The sequence below is a fragment of the Desulfosoma profundi genome (genome assembly GCF_055387865.1).
Map to the genome: position 1 here is coordinate 220,068 of NZ_AP042420.1, position 14,796 is coordinate 234,863.

Annotated in this window: 22 protein-coding genes and 1 pseudogene; all 23 read right to left on the reverse strand. The window is 58.2% G+C overall.

Features of this window, described 5'->3' with window-relative positions:
- Window positions 1–11: 11 nt before the first annotated feature.
- The 23 genes and pseudogenes from rplR to rpoC all read right to left on the reverse strand — a co-directional run bounded on the left by rplR (window position 12) and on the right by rpoC (window position 14,749).
- Window positions 12–383: a 50S ribosomal protein L18 gene (gene rplR / locus ACZ5K9_RS00915; RefSeq protein WP_464272558.1), complete on the reverse strand. Its 372-nt coding sequence runs from the start codon at window positions 381–383 to the stop codon at window positions 12–14.
- Between the two features lie 11 nt (window positions 384–394).
- Complete coding sequence (gene rplF / locus ACZ5K9_RS00920; RefSeq protein ID WP_464272559.1) at window positions 395–940, reverse strand: 50S ribosomal protein L6; 546 nt, start codon at window positions 938–940, stop codon at window positions 395–397.
- Between the two features lie 22 nt (window positions 941–962).
- Window positions 963–1,361 (reverse strand): 30S ribosomal protein S8, encoded by a 399-nt coding sequence (gene rpsH, locus ACZ5K9_RS00925; protein WP_464272560.1) that lies wholly within the window; start codon window positions 1,359–1,361, stop codon window positions 963–965.
- Between the two features lie 30 nt (window positions 1,362–1,391).
- A complete protein-coding gene (locus tag ACZ5K9_RS00930) occupies window positions 1,392–1,577 on the reverse strand; it encodes a type Z 30S ribosomal protein S14 (protein ID WP_464272561.1) in 186 nt (61 codons plus the stop codon).
- 26 nt (window positions 1,578–1,603) lie between these two features.
- Window positions 1,604–2,143 carry a 50S ribosomal protein L5 gene (gene rplE, locus ACZ5K9_RS00935; protein ID WP_464272562.1) on the reverse strand — a complete coding sequence of 180 codons (540 nt, stop codon included), beginning with the start codon at window positions 2,141–2,143 and terminating at the stop codon, window positions 1,604–1,606.
- A gap of 32 nt (window positions 2,144–2,175) precedes the next feature.
- A complete protein-coding gene (gene rplX, locus ACZ5K9_RS00940; protein ID WP_464272563.1) occupies window positions 2,176–2,508 on the reverse strand; it encodes a 50S ribosomal protein L24 in 333 nt (110 codons plus the stop codon).
- A 24-nt stretch (window positions 2,509–2,532) separates the two neighbouring features.
- Entirely contained in the window at window positions 2,533–2,901 is a 369-nt protein-coding gene (rplN, locus tag ACZ5K9_RS00945) for a 50S ribosomal protein L14 (protein WP_464272564.1), read from the reverse strand.
- A gap of 71 nt (window positions 2,902–2,972) precedes the next feature.
- Window positions 2,973–3,236, reverse strand: coding sequence for a 30S ribosomal protein S17 (gene rpsQ, locus ACZ5K9_RS00950; protein ID WP_464273918.1), 264 nt, complete (start codon window positions 3,234–3,236; stop codon window positions 2,973–2,975).
- Window positions 3,237–3,247: 11 nt separating this feature from the next.
- Complete coding sequence (gene rpmC / locus ACZ5K9_RS00955; RefSeq protein WP_464272565.1) at window positions 3,248–3,448, reverse strand: 50S ribosomal protein L29; 201 nt, start codon at window positions 3,446–3,448, stop codon at window positions 3,248–3,250.
- Window positions 3,445–3,861, reverse strand: a complete 417-nt coding sequence (gene rplP, locus ACZ5K9_RS00960) for a 50S ribosomal protein L16 (protein ID WP_464272566.1) — start codon at window positions 3,859–3,861, stop codon at window positions 3,445–3,447. The genes rpmC and rplP overlap by 4 nt, the downstream gene beginning before the upstream one ends.
- Before the next feature lie 87 nt (window positions 3,862–3,948).
- Complete coding sequence (gene rpsC, locus ACZ5K9_RS00965) at window positions 3,949–4,575, reverse strand: 30S ribosomal protein S3 (RefSeq protein ID WP_464272567.1); 627 nt, start codon at window positions 4,573–4,575, stop codon at window positions 3,949–3,951.
- 31 nt (window positions 4,576–4,606) lie between these two features.
- On the reverse strand, window positions 4,607–4,939 hold the full coding sequence (gene rplV, locus ACZ5K9_RS00970; RefSeq protein ID WP_464272568.1) for a 50S ribosomal protein L22: 333 nt from the start codon (window positions 4,937–4,939) through the stop codon (window positions 4,607–4,609).
- Entirely contained in the window at window positions 4,939–5,226 is a 288-nt protein-coding gene (gene rpsS / locus ACZ5K9_RS00975; RefSeq protein WP_464272569.1) for a 30S ribosomal protein S19, read from the reverse strand. The genes rplV and rpsS overlap by 1 nt, the downstream gene beginning before the upstream one ends.
- A 19-nt stretch (window positions 5,227–5,245) precedes the next feature.
- A complete protein-coding gene (gene rplB / locus ACZ5K9_RS00980; protein ID WP_464272570.1) occupies window positions 5,246–6,067 on the reverse strand; it encodes a 50S ribosomal protein L2 in 822 nt (273 codons plus the stop codon).
- Between the two features lie 80 nt (window positions 6,068–6,147).
- A complete protein-coding gene (locus ACZ5K9_RS00985) occupies window positions 6,148–6,441 on the reverse strand; it encodes a 50S ribosomal protein L23 (RefSeq protein ID WP_464273919.1) in 294 nt (97 codons plus the stop codon).
- Window positions 6,441–7,061: a 50S ribosomal protein L4 gene (gene rplD / locus ACZ5K9_RS00990; RefSeq protein WP_464272571.1), complete on the reverse strand. Its 621-nt coding sequence runs from the start codon at window positions 7,059–7,061 to the stop codon at window positions 6,441–6,443. Before rplD ends, ACZ5K9_RS00985 begins: the two co-directional genes overlap by 1 nt.
- Window positions 7,062–7,102: 41 nt before the next feature.
- On the reverse strand, window positions 7,103–7,735 hold the full coding sequence (gene rplC / locus ACZ5K9_RS00995) for a 50S ribosomal protein L3 (RefSeq protein ID WP_464272572.1): 633 nt from the start codon (window positions 7,733–7,735) through the stop codon (window positions 7,103–7,105).
- A 43-nt stretch (window positions 7,736–7,778) separates the two neighbouring features.
- Window positions 7,779–8,087, reverse strand: a complete 309-nt coding sequence (gene rpsJ / locus ACZ5K9_RS01000) for a 30S ribosomal protein S10 (RefSeq protein ID WP_445894291.1) — start codon at window positions 8,085–8,087, stop codon at window positions 7,779–7,781.
- A 76-nt stretch (window positions 8,088–8,163) separates the two neighbouring features.
- Window positions 8,164–9,357: an elongation factor Tu gene (tuf, locus tag ACZ5K9_RS01005; protein ID WP_464272573.1), complete on the reverse strand. Its 1,194-nt coding sequence runs from the start codon at window positions 9,355–9,357 to the stop codon at window positions 8,164–8,166.
- A gap of 167 nt (window positions 9,358–9,524) precedes the next feature.
- Window positions 9,525–9,995: a 30S ribosomal protein S7 gene (gene rpsG, locus ACZ5K9_RS01010; RefSeq protein ID WP_464272574.1), complete on the reverse strand. Its 471-nt coding sequence runs from the start codon at window positions 9,993–9,995 to the stop codon at window positions 9,525–9,527.
- A 90-nt stretch (window positions 9,996–10,085) separates the two neighbouring features.
- Window positions 10,086–10,457, reverse strand: a complete 372-nt coding sequence (gene rpsL, locus ACZ5K9_RS01015; RefSeq protein ID WP_448383627.1) for a 30S ribosomal protein S12 — start codon at window positions 10,455–10,457, stop codon at window positions 10,086–10,088.
- Between the two features lie 168 nt (window positions 10,458–10,625).
- Window positions 10,626–12,683 (reverse strand): annotated as a pseudogene (locus ACZ5K9_RS01020) (DNA-directed RNA polymerase subunit beta'); the annotation flags it as partial.
- Window positions 12,635–14,749, reverse strand: a complete 2,115-nt coding sequence (gene rpoC, locus ACZ5K9_RS01025; protein ID WP_464272575.1) for a DNA-directed RNA polymerase subunit beta' — start codon at window positions 14,747–14,749, stop codon at window positions 12,635–12,637. The pseudogene ACZ5K9_RS01020 and the gene rpoC, both read right to left, overlap by 49 nt.
- Between the last annotated feature and the right edge of the window lie 47 nt (window positions 14,750–14,796).

Sequence of the window (14,796 nt, forward strand, 5' to 3'; positions counted from 1 at the left end):
GCCGATAAAGGTCAGAATTCGAGCCCTGCGGCCCGTGCTCCGTCGGCCACGGCCCGGATGCGCCCGTGGTAGATGAAGCCGTTCCGGTCGAAGACCACCTTGGTGACCCCCTTGTCCAGAGCTTTCTTCGCCACAAGCTGACCAACTTTCTCCGCTGCCCCGACTTTGCCTTCCACGGGTCCCATGTCCTTGAACTCCGGCGACAGCGTCGATGCCGCCGCTAAGGTCCTGCCTGTGGTATCGTCGATGACCTGGGCGTAAATGTGCTTGAGGCTTTTGTACACCGTCAGGCGTGGCCGCTCGGGCGTGCCGTGCACTTTCGTTCGGATCCGGCGCTTTCGTTTCAGGCGCGCCGCAACGCTGGGATTGGTTTTGGAGCCCATCTGTCTTTCCCCTATTTCTTCTTGGAACCGGTCTTACCGGCCTTGCGCCTCACCCACTGAGTGGCGTAACGGATCCCCTTGCCCTTGTAAGGTTCCACAGGCCGTAGCGCCTTGATGTCCGCCGCCGTCTGCCCCAAGAGCTCTTTGTCCACCGCTTCGAGCCGGATCACTGTTTGTTTTTCCACAGAGGCGGTCACCCCCTCCGGCAGCGGAAAGCTGACCGGGTGCGAATGCCCCAAGCTGAAGTTCAGCACATTATTGGCCACGTCGCAGCGGTAGCCTACCCCCTGAATTTCCAGCACTTTCGTAAAGCCTTGGCTGACCCCGGTCACCATGTTGTGGAGAAGAACCCGCATGAGGCCATGCATGGACCGGGATCGGCGCTCATCGTCCTTCCGACGCACGAGGATCTGTCCGTTTTCCACGGCGACCGTCACCTCGGACGGAACGCGCCTCTGCAGGAGGCCCTTCGGTCCCTTCACGATGACGGCGTCACCCTGAAGCGTGACTTCCACCCCTTTGGGAATGGCGATGGGGTTTTTGCCGATGCGAGACATCTTCAAACTCCTTTGGCTGGTTTTACCACACGCTGCAGATCAGTTCTCCACCCACACCCTCTTGCCGGGCCTGCCTGTCCGTGAGAATTCCCCGTGAGGTGGACAGAATCGCAATCCCAAGCCCGTTGAGGACCCTGGGAATCTCTTTGCTCCCCACGTAGATCCGCCGACTGGGGCGACTGATCCGCCGCATGTCTCGAATGGCCGCTTCTCGATCCGGGCCGTATTTCAAGTGGATTCTCAAAACGCCCTGTTTGTTGTCTTTGATCAGCTTAAAATGCTTGATGTAGCCTTCTTCCTTGAGGATCCGCGCCAGCTCCACCTTGATTCGGGAGGCCGGCACATCCACTTTATCAAAACGCGCCTTATGGGCGTTTTTGATCCGATTGAGAAAGTCGGCAATAGGGTCCGTCATCACCATAAAGGTCCTCTCCCTTTCTCCTTCCGGCTCCTACCAACTGGATTTCACCACGCCGGGAAGTTCGGCGTTTAGAGCCATATTGCGGAAGCAAATACGGCACATGCCGAATTTGCGGAGGAAAGCGCGCGGCCGTCCGCAAAGCGGGCATCTGTTGTAGGCTCTCACCTTGAATTTGGGCTTTCTTTGGGCTTTTGCGATCATGGATTTCTTGGCCAAGGCTGCCTCCTTCTTACCCTTCTTCGCTACTTTCTGAACGGCATTCCCAACAACGCCAACAGCTCGCGAGCTTCGTCGTCCGTTTCGGCCGTGGTTACGATGGTGATGTTCAGTCCCTTGATCTTGTCGATCTTGTCGTAGTCGATTTCGGGAAAAATGATGTGTTCCCGCACGCCCAAGGTGTAATTGCCACGCCCATCAAACGATTTCGGGGACACGCCGCGAAAGTCGCGCACGCGCGGCAGGGCGATGTTGACCAGTTTGTCGTAAAACTCGTACATGCGATCGCCGCGAAGGGTCACCATGCACCCGATGGGCATCCCTTTGCGCAATTTGAAAGCCGCGATGCTCAGCCGCGCTCGGGTAATCACCGGCTTCTGCCCACTGATCTGCGCCAGTTCATCGGAAGCCGTTTCGAGGATTTTGACGTTTTGGATCGCCTCTCCAAGGCCCATATTGAGCACGATCTTGCTGAGCCTTGGAATCTGCATCGGGCTTTTGTATTGAAATTTCTGGGCCAGCTGCGGGGCCACTTCCTTGTGGTACAACTCGCGCAAACGTGCCATGAACGCCTCCACTCCGCCCGGAGGTGTGGACGTCATCCGTCGATGAGTTCGCCGCACTTCTTGCAAAACCGCGCCTTGCGGCCGTCATCGAGGATCTTATAGCCCACACGGGTCGGATCTGTGCACTTGCTGCAAATGATCATGAGATTGGAAATGTGAATGGGAGCTTCCTTTTCCACAATTCCGCCTTGCCGGCTATGAGGGCCGGGGCGCATGTGCCTTTTGACCATGTTGAGCTTTTCCACCACGGCCCGATCCTTCTTGGAAAGGATGCGGAGCACCTTGCCCGATTTGCCTTTCTCTTTGCCGGCAATCACCATCACCGTGTCGTTTTTCTTGATGTGGTACTTTTTGCTGACAGCCATTGGCGTCCTTCCCCACCCTTCTCGCTAGAGCACCTCGGGAGCCAGCGAGACGATCTTCATAAACTGCTTGGCGCGCAATTCCCTGGCCACAGGACCGAAAATCCGCGTTCCAATGGGTTCCTTGGCCGCATTGATCAAGACCGCCGAGTTGTCGTCGAACTTGATATATGAGCCGTCTGGTCGGCGCACCTCTTTTGTGGTTCTGACCACCACCGCCCGCATGACATCCCCCTTTTTCACCTTGGAGTTGGGGATGGCTTCCTTGACCGACACCACGATGATGTCGCCCACCGTTGCGTAGCGTTTTCGGGTTCCGCCAAGGACCTTGATACAGTACAGCCGCTTTGCACCGGAATTGTCCGCGGCGTTGAGTTGTGTTTCCGCCTGGATCATGATGGCCTCCCTATCCCGCCTTCACCGTCCGCCCCCGCGACGCGCACCGCCGGCCTCTGCGCGGGGTTGAACTAGACGGCCGCCCGCTCCAGAATTTTCACGACCACCCAATGTTTCGTCTTGCTCAGGGGTCGGCTCTCCTCGATGAGCACCCGATCCCCCATGCGGCACTGGTTTTCCTCGTCGTGGGCTTTGAACTTGTTGCGGCGCCGCATGTACTTGCCGTATTTCGGATGCTTCACAAGCCGTTCCACACTGACGACAACCGTTTTGTTCATCCGGTCGCTGACCACAGTACCGACGCGGGTCTTTCTGTTCGTTGTCCGCTCTTCCATGGGCATGCCTCTTACGCCTTCCCGACGTTTTGCTTTTCACGCAGCACGGTCAACACTCTGGCGATATCCCGCTTGTGAAGCTTGAGCTGTGCGGTATTCTCCAACTGTCCCGTGGCGTGCTGGAATTTGAGATTGAACAGGGACTCCCGCAACTCCGCCAGCTTTTGCTGCAATTCTTCGACGCTCATATCCCGCAAGGTCGCTGCTTTCATAATACGTCCTGCCTCGACACAAACCGTGTGGCTATGGGCAGTTTGTGGCCTGCCAGCCGACACGCTTCCTTGGCGATCTCTTCTGTGACGCCCTTCAGTTCATAGAGGATCTTCCCGGGTTTCACCACGGCTACCCAGCCTTCGGGGGCGCCTTTGCCTTTCCCCATGCGGGTTTCCGCCGGCTTCTTGGTCACCGGCTTATCGGGAAAAATCCGGATCCAGATCTTCCCACCGCGCTTGACATAACGTGTGATGGCCACACGAGCCGCCTCGATCTGCCGCGAGGTGATCCGCCCGGGCTCTAAGGCCTTAATCCCGAAGTCCCCGAAGTTCAGCTGGTTCCCCCGGGAGGCTATCCCCCTCATGCGGCCCTTTTGCTGTTTCCTGTATTTGACTCTCTTCGGCGCTAACATGAATCGTCTCCTCGACTCTCGCTTGCAGGGGCTCACCCCTGCCCCACAGGGCGGCCGTCTTTACCCCCCGGAGAGGATCACCCCGGCCTACGGGAGCACTTCCCCTTTAAAGATCCACACCTTGACCCCGATCACCCCGTAGGTGGTTCTCGCCACGGCCACTGCATAGTCGATATCGGCCCGAAGCGTGTGGAGAGGGACGCGACCTTCGCGATACCATTCTCGCCGTGCCATTTCCGCACCGCCGAGCCGCCCGGCGCACGCGACGCGGATGCCCTTTGCGCCGAATTTCAGCGCCGACGTCACCGCCCTCTTCATGGCCCGCCGGAAGGCTACCCGACGCTCCAGCTGCAAAGCGATGTTTTCGGCCACCAACACGGCGTCCAATTCCGGCCGGCGAACCTCTTGAATGTCGATCAGGATTTCCCGCGCGAACTTCTTCTCCAGTTCTTTCCGCAGGGCTTCGATTTCCGCGCCTTTTTTCCCGATCACGATGCCAGGGCGTGCCGTAAAAATCCGGATTTTTGCCTTGTTGGCCGCCCTTTCAATCTCCACCTTGGCAATGCCGGCATGGTAGAGTCGCTTTTTGATGAAATCGCGAATCTTGCGGTCTTCATAGGCCAGCTTGGCGTATCCCTTGGCGGCAAACCACTTGGAATCCCACGTTCGGATGACGCCCAGACGAAAACCTTTTGGATTGACCTTCTGTCCCAATCTCCACCTCCGAGATCCTGTGACGAACCGATTACTTTTCCCCGAGGACCACCGTGATGTGGCTCGTGCGTTTCAAAATCCGGGTGGCCCTGCCCATGGCGCGAGGTCTCCACCGTTTCAATCGTGGGCCTTCGTCCACATAGATTTCTTTGACATAGAGCCCGTCCATGTCCATGGACTTCGTGTTTTCCGCGTTCGCCATGGCTGACCGCAATGTCTTGGACAGGAGCCGAGCCCCCTTTTTCGGGGTGAACTTCAAAATGGTCAACGCGTCGCCCACGTTTTTGCTGCGGACCAAATCGGCCACCAAGCGCGCCTTGCTCGGAGAAATGCGCAGGTATTTGGAAACCGCTCTCACTTCCATCACTTTTTCCCCTTGACCTTGGACTTCTTGTCCCCGGCATGACCGTAGAAAGTTCGTGTGGGCGAGAACTCACCAAGTTTATGGCCCACCATGTTCTCCGTGACAAAAACGGGTATGAACTTCTTGCCGTTGTGCACGGCGATGGTCAGCCCCACGAAATCGGGAAGAATGGTGGAACGGCGAGACCATGTCTTGATCACCTTCCGGTCCCCGGTCTCTTTGGCCGTCAACACCTTCTTCAGCAGGTGGTCGTCCACAAAGGGTCCCTTTCTTAAAGAGCGAGGCACCTTATCCTCCTTAGGTCATTTACTTTCGGCGTCGCACGATGAGCCGATCGCTGTTCTTCGCCTTGCGGGTACGGTATCCTTTGGTCGGCTTCCCCCACGGTGTGCACGGGTGACGGCCACCGGAACTGCGACCTTCCCCGCCGCCCATGGGATGATCCACCGGGTTCATGGCCACACCCCGCACATGCGGTCGCCGCCCCAACCAACGGCTGCGTCCGGCCTTACCCAGGCTGATGTTTTCGTGGTCGATATTGCCCACCTGCCCGATGGTCGCTTTGCATCGGGCAAGGACCATGCGCATCTCCCCGGACGGCAGCCGAAGCGTGGCATAGCGCCCTTCTTTGGCCATGAGTTGGGCGCCCGCGCCTGCCGAACGCACCAGTTGTCCCCCTTTGCCGGGGATCATCTCCACGTTGTGGACCACGGTTCCCAGTGGAATGTTTTCCAACGGGAGGCAGTTGCCGGGCTTGACGTCGGCCTCGGGGCCCGTGACGACGGTGTCCCCCACTTGCAACCCCAGCGGCGCCAGAATATATCGTTTCTCCCCGTCCGCGTAGTGCAGCAACGCGATGCGTGCCGACCGGTTCGGATCGTACTCGATGGCGGCCACTTTGGCGGGCACGTTGTCCTTGTCCCGTTTAAAGTCGATGATGCGATAGAGTCGCTTGTGGCCCCCACCCCGGTGGCGCGCCGTCACACGACCGTAGTTGTTTCGGCCGCCCTTTTTCTTGAGCGGCTCCACAAGACTTCTTTCCGGCTCCTTTTTCGTGATCTCCTCAAATGTCGGATAGGTCACGAAGCGGGTCCCGGCGCTGCGCGGTTTGACTTTCCTGATGCCCATACCTCATCCTCATCCGGCGCTCGAGCAGGCTTCCCACGGCGGACCCTCGGCCCCAGCCTCCCGACGCCTTTCTGGCCTGCTTAAACCCCTTCGAAGAATTCGACCCTCTGGCCCGGCTTGATCGTCACGATGGCCTTCTTCCAATCGGAGGTGCGTGTCGTATGGCGCCCCACCCGCTTGTTGCGGCCTTTGACCGTCATGGTGCGCACCTCGACGACGTTCACCTTGAAGATCTTCTCCACGGCCGCCTTGATTTCGATCTTGTTGGCCCGGCGATCCACCTCGAAATGGAGCGTGTTGGACCGCTCCTTGTCCAGGGTGCTTTTTTCCGTGATCAAAGGGCGTTTCAAAATGGCGTAAGTTTTGTCACGCATCACCCTAAGGACTCCTCTATCTTGGAAACCGTGTCTTTGGTGAGGACCACGTTCCCATGCTTGAGCATATCGAAGACGTTCAGGCCGTCGCAGCGCAGCACCTTGACGTTGGGGATATTGCGTGCCGACTTCTCCAGGATTTCGTCTTTTCCGGAAATGACCACCAAGGGCTTTTGGAGTTCGAAGCGCTGCATCCACGAAAAGAAGTGCTTGGTCTTAATCTCCGGAAAGCTCAGCTGGTCCACTACCACCAAAGCCTGCTCGCGGAGCTTCTGGCTCAGCACCATTTTCAACGCCAACCGCCGCACCTTCTTCGGCACTCTCATCTCATACGATCTCGGCTGCGGTCCATGCACGGTGCCGCCGCCCCGCCACAGGGGAGACCGGGATGTGCCCGCCCGGGCGCGTCCCGTACCTTTTTGGCGCCAGGGTTTTTTCCCACCGCCGGAGACCTCACTGCGGCCCTTGGTCTTGACCGTACCTCGCCGCCTCTTGGCCAGCTGATAGAGCACCACTTCATGGACCACATGGGAGTTGGCCGGGACGTCGAAAATATCCTCGCGGAGCTCCATCTGCCCCACGACCTGCCGATTCATGTCGAAAATATCCACCGTAGGCATGATGTGTTTCCTCTCGTCCTCCACACACCGGGGCGCGGGCGTTACCCGACCCGATTGGTCTTGCGGATCATCAGGAACCCGTTCTTCGCCCCCGGCACGGCTCCCTTGATCAAGATCAGGTTTTCTTCGGGTCGGACGTCAACGATTTTCAGGTTCAAGACAGTTGCCCGCTTGTTGCCCTTTTGCCCCGCCATCTTCTTGCCCTTGATGACGCGTCCAGGAAAAGTGGCGCATCCGGTGGAGCCCGGTTCTCGGATGTTTTTGCATCCGTGCGTCACAGGGCCACGGCTGAAATTCCAACGTTTCACGGTGCCGGCAAATCCCTTTCCTTTGCTGATCCCCGTCACGTCCACGCGGTCCCCGATGACAAACACACCGGTTTCCAGCACCTGCCCTGGCTGGAACTCATCGGGATTGTCCACACGCACCTCTCTCAAAATGTGGAAGTACCCTTTGCCCACCTTGTCCAGATGACCTTTGAGGGGACGTGTGACCTTCTTTTCATTCTTTTGCCCAAATCCGATTTGCACGGCGCTATAGCCGTCCCGTGCCGGCACCTTCACTTGCGTCACCACACATGGACCGGCCTGAACCACCGTGACGGGCACCACACTGCCGTCTTCGGCAAAGACCTGGGTCATCCCGAGCTTGCGTCCTAATAATGCCTTCACCATTTTCTCAGCTCTCTTGGGCTAGGCTCGTCCGCTCGAAGCGGCCTTACAGTTTGATTTCCACGTCGACCCCGGCCGACAGATCCAGCTTCATGAGGGAATCCACCGTCTGTTGGGTCGGCTCCAAAATGTCCACCAACCGTTTGTGGACCCGGATCTCAAACTGCTCCCGAGACTTCTTGTCGATGTGCACGGAACGCAGAACCGTGTACCGGTGGATCTTCGTCGGCAGCGGAATCGGGCCGGCCACATGGGCCCCCGTCTTCTTGGCCGTATTGACGATTTCTGCGGCCGCCTGGTCAAGAAGCTTGTGGTCGTAGGCTTTCAAGCGGATGCGTATTCTTTGATTCATCATGGCGTCTGTTCCCATAATTTGGGTCCCTGCCGTGCGCACGCGGCGAGGGACCCCATGGCTTTCGTGACGTTGGCCTCTACTCGATGATATCGGTGACCACGCCGGCGCCCACGGTGCGTCCGCCTTCGCGGATGGCAAACCGAAGCTCCTTCTCCAACGCCACCGGCGCAATCAAATGCACTTCCATGTTCACGTTGTCCCCGGGCATCACCATCTCCACCCCCTCGGGCAACGTCACCACTCCCGTCACATCCGTCGTCCGAAAATAAAACTGCGGCCGATACCCAGGGAAAAACGGCGTGTGCCGACCCCCTTCCTCCTTCTTCAACACATACACCTCGGCCTTGAACTTCGTGTGCGGCGTGATGCTCCCAGGTTTGGCCACCACCTGCCCCCGCTCCACCTCGTCGCGCTTGATCCCCCGTAACAACACCCCAATGTTGTCCCCGGCTTCCCCGCGATCCAAGGTCTTGCGAAACATCTCCACGCCCGTACACACCGTCTTCATCGTCGGCCGAAAACCAACGATCTCCACCTCATCGCCCACCGAGATCACCCCACGCTCCACACGGCCCGTGACCACCGTCCCACGACCGCTGATGCTGAACACATCCTCGATGGGCATCAAAAACGGCTTGTCAATGTCCCGCACAGGATCCGGAATGTAACTGTCCACCGCATCCATCAACTCAAAAATCGGCGCCGCCTCCGGGGCCGAGGGATCATCACACTCCAACGCCTTCAACGCCGAGCCCTTCACGATCGGCACATCATCCCCAGGAAACCCGTACTTGCTCAACAACTCCCGAAGCTCCAACTCCACCAACTCAATCAGCTCCGGATCATCCACCATGTCCACCTTGTTCAAAAACACCACGATGTTCGGCACCCCTACCTGACGCGCCAACAAAATGTGCTCACGGGTCTGCGGCATCGGCCCATCATCGGCCGCCACCACCAATATCGCCCCGTCCATCTGCGCCGCACCCGTGATCATGTTCTTGATGTAATCCGCATGCCCAGGACAATCCACATGCGCATAATGCCGCTTGTCCGTCTCATACTCCACATGCGCCGTCGCAATCGTGATCCCACGCTCCCGCTCCTCCGGCGCCTTGTCAATCTGATCAAACGGCACAAACTCCGCCTTCCCCCGAAGCGACAGCTGCTTCGTGATCGCCGCCGTCAACGTCGTCTTCCCATGGTCAATGTGACCTATGGTCCCCACATTCACGTGCGGCTTCGTCCGCTCAAACTTCTTCTTCGCCATCGCACTTCCTCCTCACGTCCAAACCGAATCCATTTCAGCGAAACTGTTTTCCTCAAAAACCAATCAGGATGCCCTTGTGTGTCGTCCAGCCTTTCAAGCCTTGAGGGCATTGGCACTCGCCGGCGCCGCCCCTCCTTCTGCCGACCTCTTCTGAGGCCGAGGCCGGTCTACCAACGGTAATGCGCGAAGGCCTTGTTCGCTTCAGCCATGCGGTGCGTGTCTTCCCGCTTCTTGACCGCCCCGCCCCGGTTCTGGGCGGCGTCCAGAAGCTCTCCCGCCAGTTTGTCGATCATGGTCTTTTCCGAACGGTTCTTGGCGTACGAGATAATCCAGCGCATGGCCAAGGCATCCCGGCGGTCGCTGCGCACTTCCACGGGCACCTGATACGTGGCTCCCCCCACCCGCCGCGACTTGACCTCGATGATGGGCCGCACATGATCCATGGCCTTGTGAAAGACTTCCAGAGGATCCTGCTTGCTGCGCCTTTCGATGACATCGAAAGCCCCATAGAGAATCCGTTCAGCGACACTCTTCTTTCCCTGGCGCATGATGTTGTTGATGAACTTAGCCACCAACCGACTGTTGTATTTGGGATCCGGAAGCACTTCCCGCTTCGCGACTTCTCTTCTCCGTGGCATTGCCTTCCTCAACCTCGTCCGTCGTTTACGGCAAAAGAGAAGCCATGGCCCTCCGCAGGGCCATGGCCTGCCCTGGCTTTCCCAAATGCCTTACTTGGGCCGCTTCGCTCCATATTTGGACCGGCCCTGCTTGCGATTGGCCACCCCCAAAGCGTCCAACGTCCCGCGAATGATGTGATAACGCACGCCGGGCAGGTCCTTGACCCGGCCCCCACGGATCAACACCACAGAGTGCTCTTGAAGGTTGTGACCAATGCCCGGGATGTAGGATGTGACTTCAATCCCGTTCGTCAAGCGCACACGAGCAATCTTTCGCAGCGCTGAGTTGGGCTTCTTCGGGGTCGTCGTGTACACGCGAACGCAAACCCCCCGCTTTTGGGGGCAACCCTGGAGCGCCGGTGTGCTGGATTTCTTGCGGACTTTTTCCCTTCCCTTTCGGACTAGCTGATTGATCGTGGGCATCCTTGTTTTCTCCACCAACTCCAGATCGCATTGATTTCAGAAACTTATTGGCTCAGAGCCCCTGGGCTCAGAAACACCTCTATCTACAGAGTCACCTGGACCTTGTCAAGCGTTTTCAGCCTTTTCGGGCCTCGACCCCAACCCGGCCCCTCATCATTCGGGCAGAGCCTCCGCGCCCACATGGAGTTTGCGGTACCGACGCATCCCCGTTCCCGCGGGAATGAGACGTCCCATGATGACATTCTCCTTGAGGCCCCGCAGGCGGTCCACCTTCCCGGCCGCCGCGGCGTCGGTCAAAACCTTGGTGGTCTCCTGGAAGGACGCCGCCGAGATGAAGCTTTCCGTGCTCAAGGACGCCTTGGTGATCCCCAGAAGCAACGGCTCGGCCGCCGCCGGGATCTTGCCCTCCGATTCCAGTTTTCGATTCACTTCCTCAAACACGTGCTTTTCCACGTGTTCGCCGAGGAGAAAATCCGAGTCTCCGGGGTTTGTGATGCGTACCCGGCGGAGCATCTGTCGCACGATGACTTCGATATGCTTGTCGTTGATTTTCACGCCCTGGAGCCGATAAACCTGCTGAACCTCGTTCACCAGATATTTGGCCAGCTCCTTTTCCCCGAGCACGTTGAGGACGTCGTGGGGATTGGGGGAACCGTCCATGAGCGGCTCGCCGGCCCGCACATAATCGCCTTCATGCACGCTGATGTGCTTGCCTTTGGGGATGAGATACTCCCGAGGTTCGCCCACTTCAGGAGTGACGATGACTTTGCGTTTGCCTTTCGCGTCCTTGCCGAAGCTCACCACGCCTTCGATCTCTGTGATGACCGCATGCTCCTTCGGCTTTCGCACCTCAAAGAGTTCGGCCACACGCGGCAGACCGCCCGTGATGTCCTTGGTCTTGGTGGTTTCCCGAGGGATACGCGCCAGCACGTCCCCGGGAAAAACCGTATCTCCCTCATTGACCATCAGAATGGCGCCCACGGGCATGTAGTATCGAGCATGGCCGCCGTCTCCGACTCGAGCCGTCCGACCCTTTTCGTCTTTGATGGACACCCGAGGCCGCATATCCCCTTCTCGAACCTCCACGACGACTTTGCTGGACTTGCCCGTGACGGGATCCAGCCTCTCCTGCATCGTCACGCCCTCGACGATGTCGCCGAACTTCACGGTTCCCTGGACATCGGTGAGGATCGGAGTGAAATAGGGATCCCATTCCGCCAGGAGCGTTTCGGGTTCCACGACTTGGCCTTCTCTGACTTTGAGCTTGGCGCCGTAAACGATGACGTAGCGCTCACGTTCACGACCGGTTTCACTCACGATGGCGATTTCCCCGTTGCGGTTCATGGCCACCAGGTCGCCTTCGCGGTTGAGTACCGTGTTGAGATTGACGAACTTGACCTGTCCTGGATACCGGTTCTGGATGGATGTCTGTTCGATCCGCTTGCTCGCCGTCCCACCGATGTGGAACGTCCGCATGGTCAACTGAGTGCCGGGCTCACCAATGGACTGGGCGGCGATGATGCCGATGGCTTCACCGATTTGGATCCGCTTGCCGTGGGCCAAATCCCGACCGTAGCACGTGGCGCACACCCCATGGCGGCTCTGACACGTGAGGATGGACCGGATCGGAACCTTTTCGATCCCTGCATCTTCGATCCGCTTCACCCCCTCTTCGTCGATCTCTTCGCCCGCGCGCACCAGAACGTCTCCGGTCACGGGATCCAAAATATCTTCCGAGGCGACCCGCCCCAAGATCCTCTCGCCAAGCCGCTGAATGATTTCTCCGGCCTCGAGAAGGGCCTCGGCCAGAATGCCGTCCATCGTCCCGCAGTCTTCTTCGGTAATGATGACGTCCTGGGACACGTCCACCAACCGTCGGGTGAGGTAACCGGAGTTGGCCGTTTTGAGGGCGGTGTCCGCCAAACCTTTACGAGCGCCGTGGGTCGAAATGAAGTATTGCAGAACGGTCAAGCCTTCGCGGAAGTTGGCCGTAATGGGCGTCTCGATGATCTCCCCGGACGGTTTGGCCATGAGACCGCGCATGCCCGACAGCTGCCGCATCTGGTCTTTGCTGCCGCGGGCTCCTGAATCCGCCATCATGAATATCGGGTTGTAGGACGGGGTTTGGGCCTTTTGTCCGTTGGGTCCTTCCACGATTTCCGTTTCGATCTCTTTCATCATTTCCGCGGCGACACTGTCGGTGGCTTTGGCCCAAATATCCACCACTTTGTTGTATTTTTCCCCCCGGTGATCAACCCTTCATTGTACTGGCGTTCAATTTCCCGCACTTCCTCAAACGCTTTGTCGATGATTTCCTGTTTGCGCGATGGGACGATCATATCCTTCATGGCAATGGACAATCCCGATCGCGTCGCTTGGGCATAGCCCAAGTCCTTCAGACGGTCCGCCAGGATCACCGTCGCTTTCTCGCCGGCCTTGCGGTAGCTGAAATCGATGAGATCCAAAATGGCCTTCTTCGTCATGACCTTGTTGATCCGCTGGAAAACCTCAGGAAAGAGCGTCGGGTCTTCGCTCAGCGCCTCGTCGAGAATCCCGCTCACAGTTTCCCACAGCAACGCACGCCCCACGGTGGCCTCCAACAGCCGCCCATGGATGCGCACCTTGATCCGGGCATGGAGGTGCACCTCCCCTGCATCGTAGGCGCACCGCACCTCGTCCACGCCGCAGAACACCCGCCCTTCGCCTTTGGCAAAGGGTCGTTCCCGGGTCATGTAGTAGAGGCCGAGCACGATGTCCTGAGACGGCACAATGATCGGTCCGCCATGAGCGGGGCTCAGGATGTTGTTCGTGGACATCATGAGCACCCTGGCTTCCGTCTGGGCTTCAATGGAAAGCGGAACGTGGACCGCCATTTGGTCCCCATCGAAGTCGGCGTTGAAGGCCGTACATACCAAAGGATGCAATTGGATGGCCTTCCCTTCAATGAGAATGGGCTCAAAAGCCTGGATGCCCAATCGGTGCAGGGTCGGGGCCCGGTTGAGCATCACCGGGAATTCCCGCACCACCTCATCGAGGGTATCCCACACTTCCGGGGTTTCCTTTTCCACCATCTTCTTGGCGGCTTTGATGGTGCCCACGTGGCCCTTTTCTTCGAGCTTGTTGTAGACAAAGGGCTTGAAGAGCTCTAAGGCCATTTTCTTCGGTAGGCCGCACTGATGAAGCCGCAGATTGGGCCCAACGACGATGACGGTCCGGCCGGAATAATCCACACGCTTGCCCAGCAGATTTTGGCGGAATCGGCCTTGCTTGCCCTTGAGCATGTCGCTGAGGGATTTCAGCGGCCTCTTGTTGGCCCCCGTGATCGTTTTTCCCCGGCGGCCATTGTCGAAGAGCACATCCACCGCTTCTTGGAGCATGCGTTTTTCGTTGCGGATGATGATATCCGGGGCGTTTAAATCCATCAGCCGTTTCAGTCGGTTGTTGCGGTTGATGACACGCCGGTATAGGTCGTTGAGGTCGCTTGTGGCAAATCGGCCTCCATCCAGGGGCACCAAAGGACGCAGATCGGGCGGCAGGACCGGGATAACGTTCATGATGGTCCATTCGGGCTGATTGTCCGAATCCTTAAAGGCTTCGATGACTTTCAACCGCTTGGCGAGCTTTTTGCGCTTGGCCGCCGACGTCGTCTCCATCATTTCTCGGCGCAGTTCCTGAGCCAAAGCGTCCAGATCGAGACCGGCCAGCAGTTCCTTGATGGCCTCGGCGCCGATTCCCGCGCGAAAGCCGGTCCCGTATTCCTGGACCACGTTCCGGTACTTCTCCTCGCTCAGCAAATCGTATTTCTTGAGGCCGGGAACCTCCCCGGGATCCAGAACGATGTATGAGTCGAAATAAAGGACCTTTTCCAGATCCCGCATGGTGAGGTCCAGCAGGTTACCGATCTTGCTGGGCAGGCTCCGCAAAAACCAGATATGAGCCACCGGTGCGGCGAGCTCGATGTGCCCCATGCGCTCACGACGCACCTTGGATTGGATGACTTCCACACCGCATTTTTCACACACCACGCCGCGGTGCTTCATCCTTTTATACTTGCCGCAGTTACACTCGTAATCTTTTGTCGGGCCGAAAATCTTGGCGCAAAACAGTCCGTCCCTTTCCGGCTTGAAGGTCCGGTAGTTGATGGTTTCCGGTTTTTTCACTTCGCCGTGAGACCATTCCCGGATCTTTTCCGGTGAGGCCAACATGATCTTCACCGCGTCGAAGTGCAAAGGATCGGTCGGTTTCATGAAATAAGGATACAGCTCTTTCAAGGGTTCCTCCTTGTGCGTCATGCTCTGTCCCCGGGCCGGATCCTGGGCATTCATCCGGGCAGGCGCGC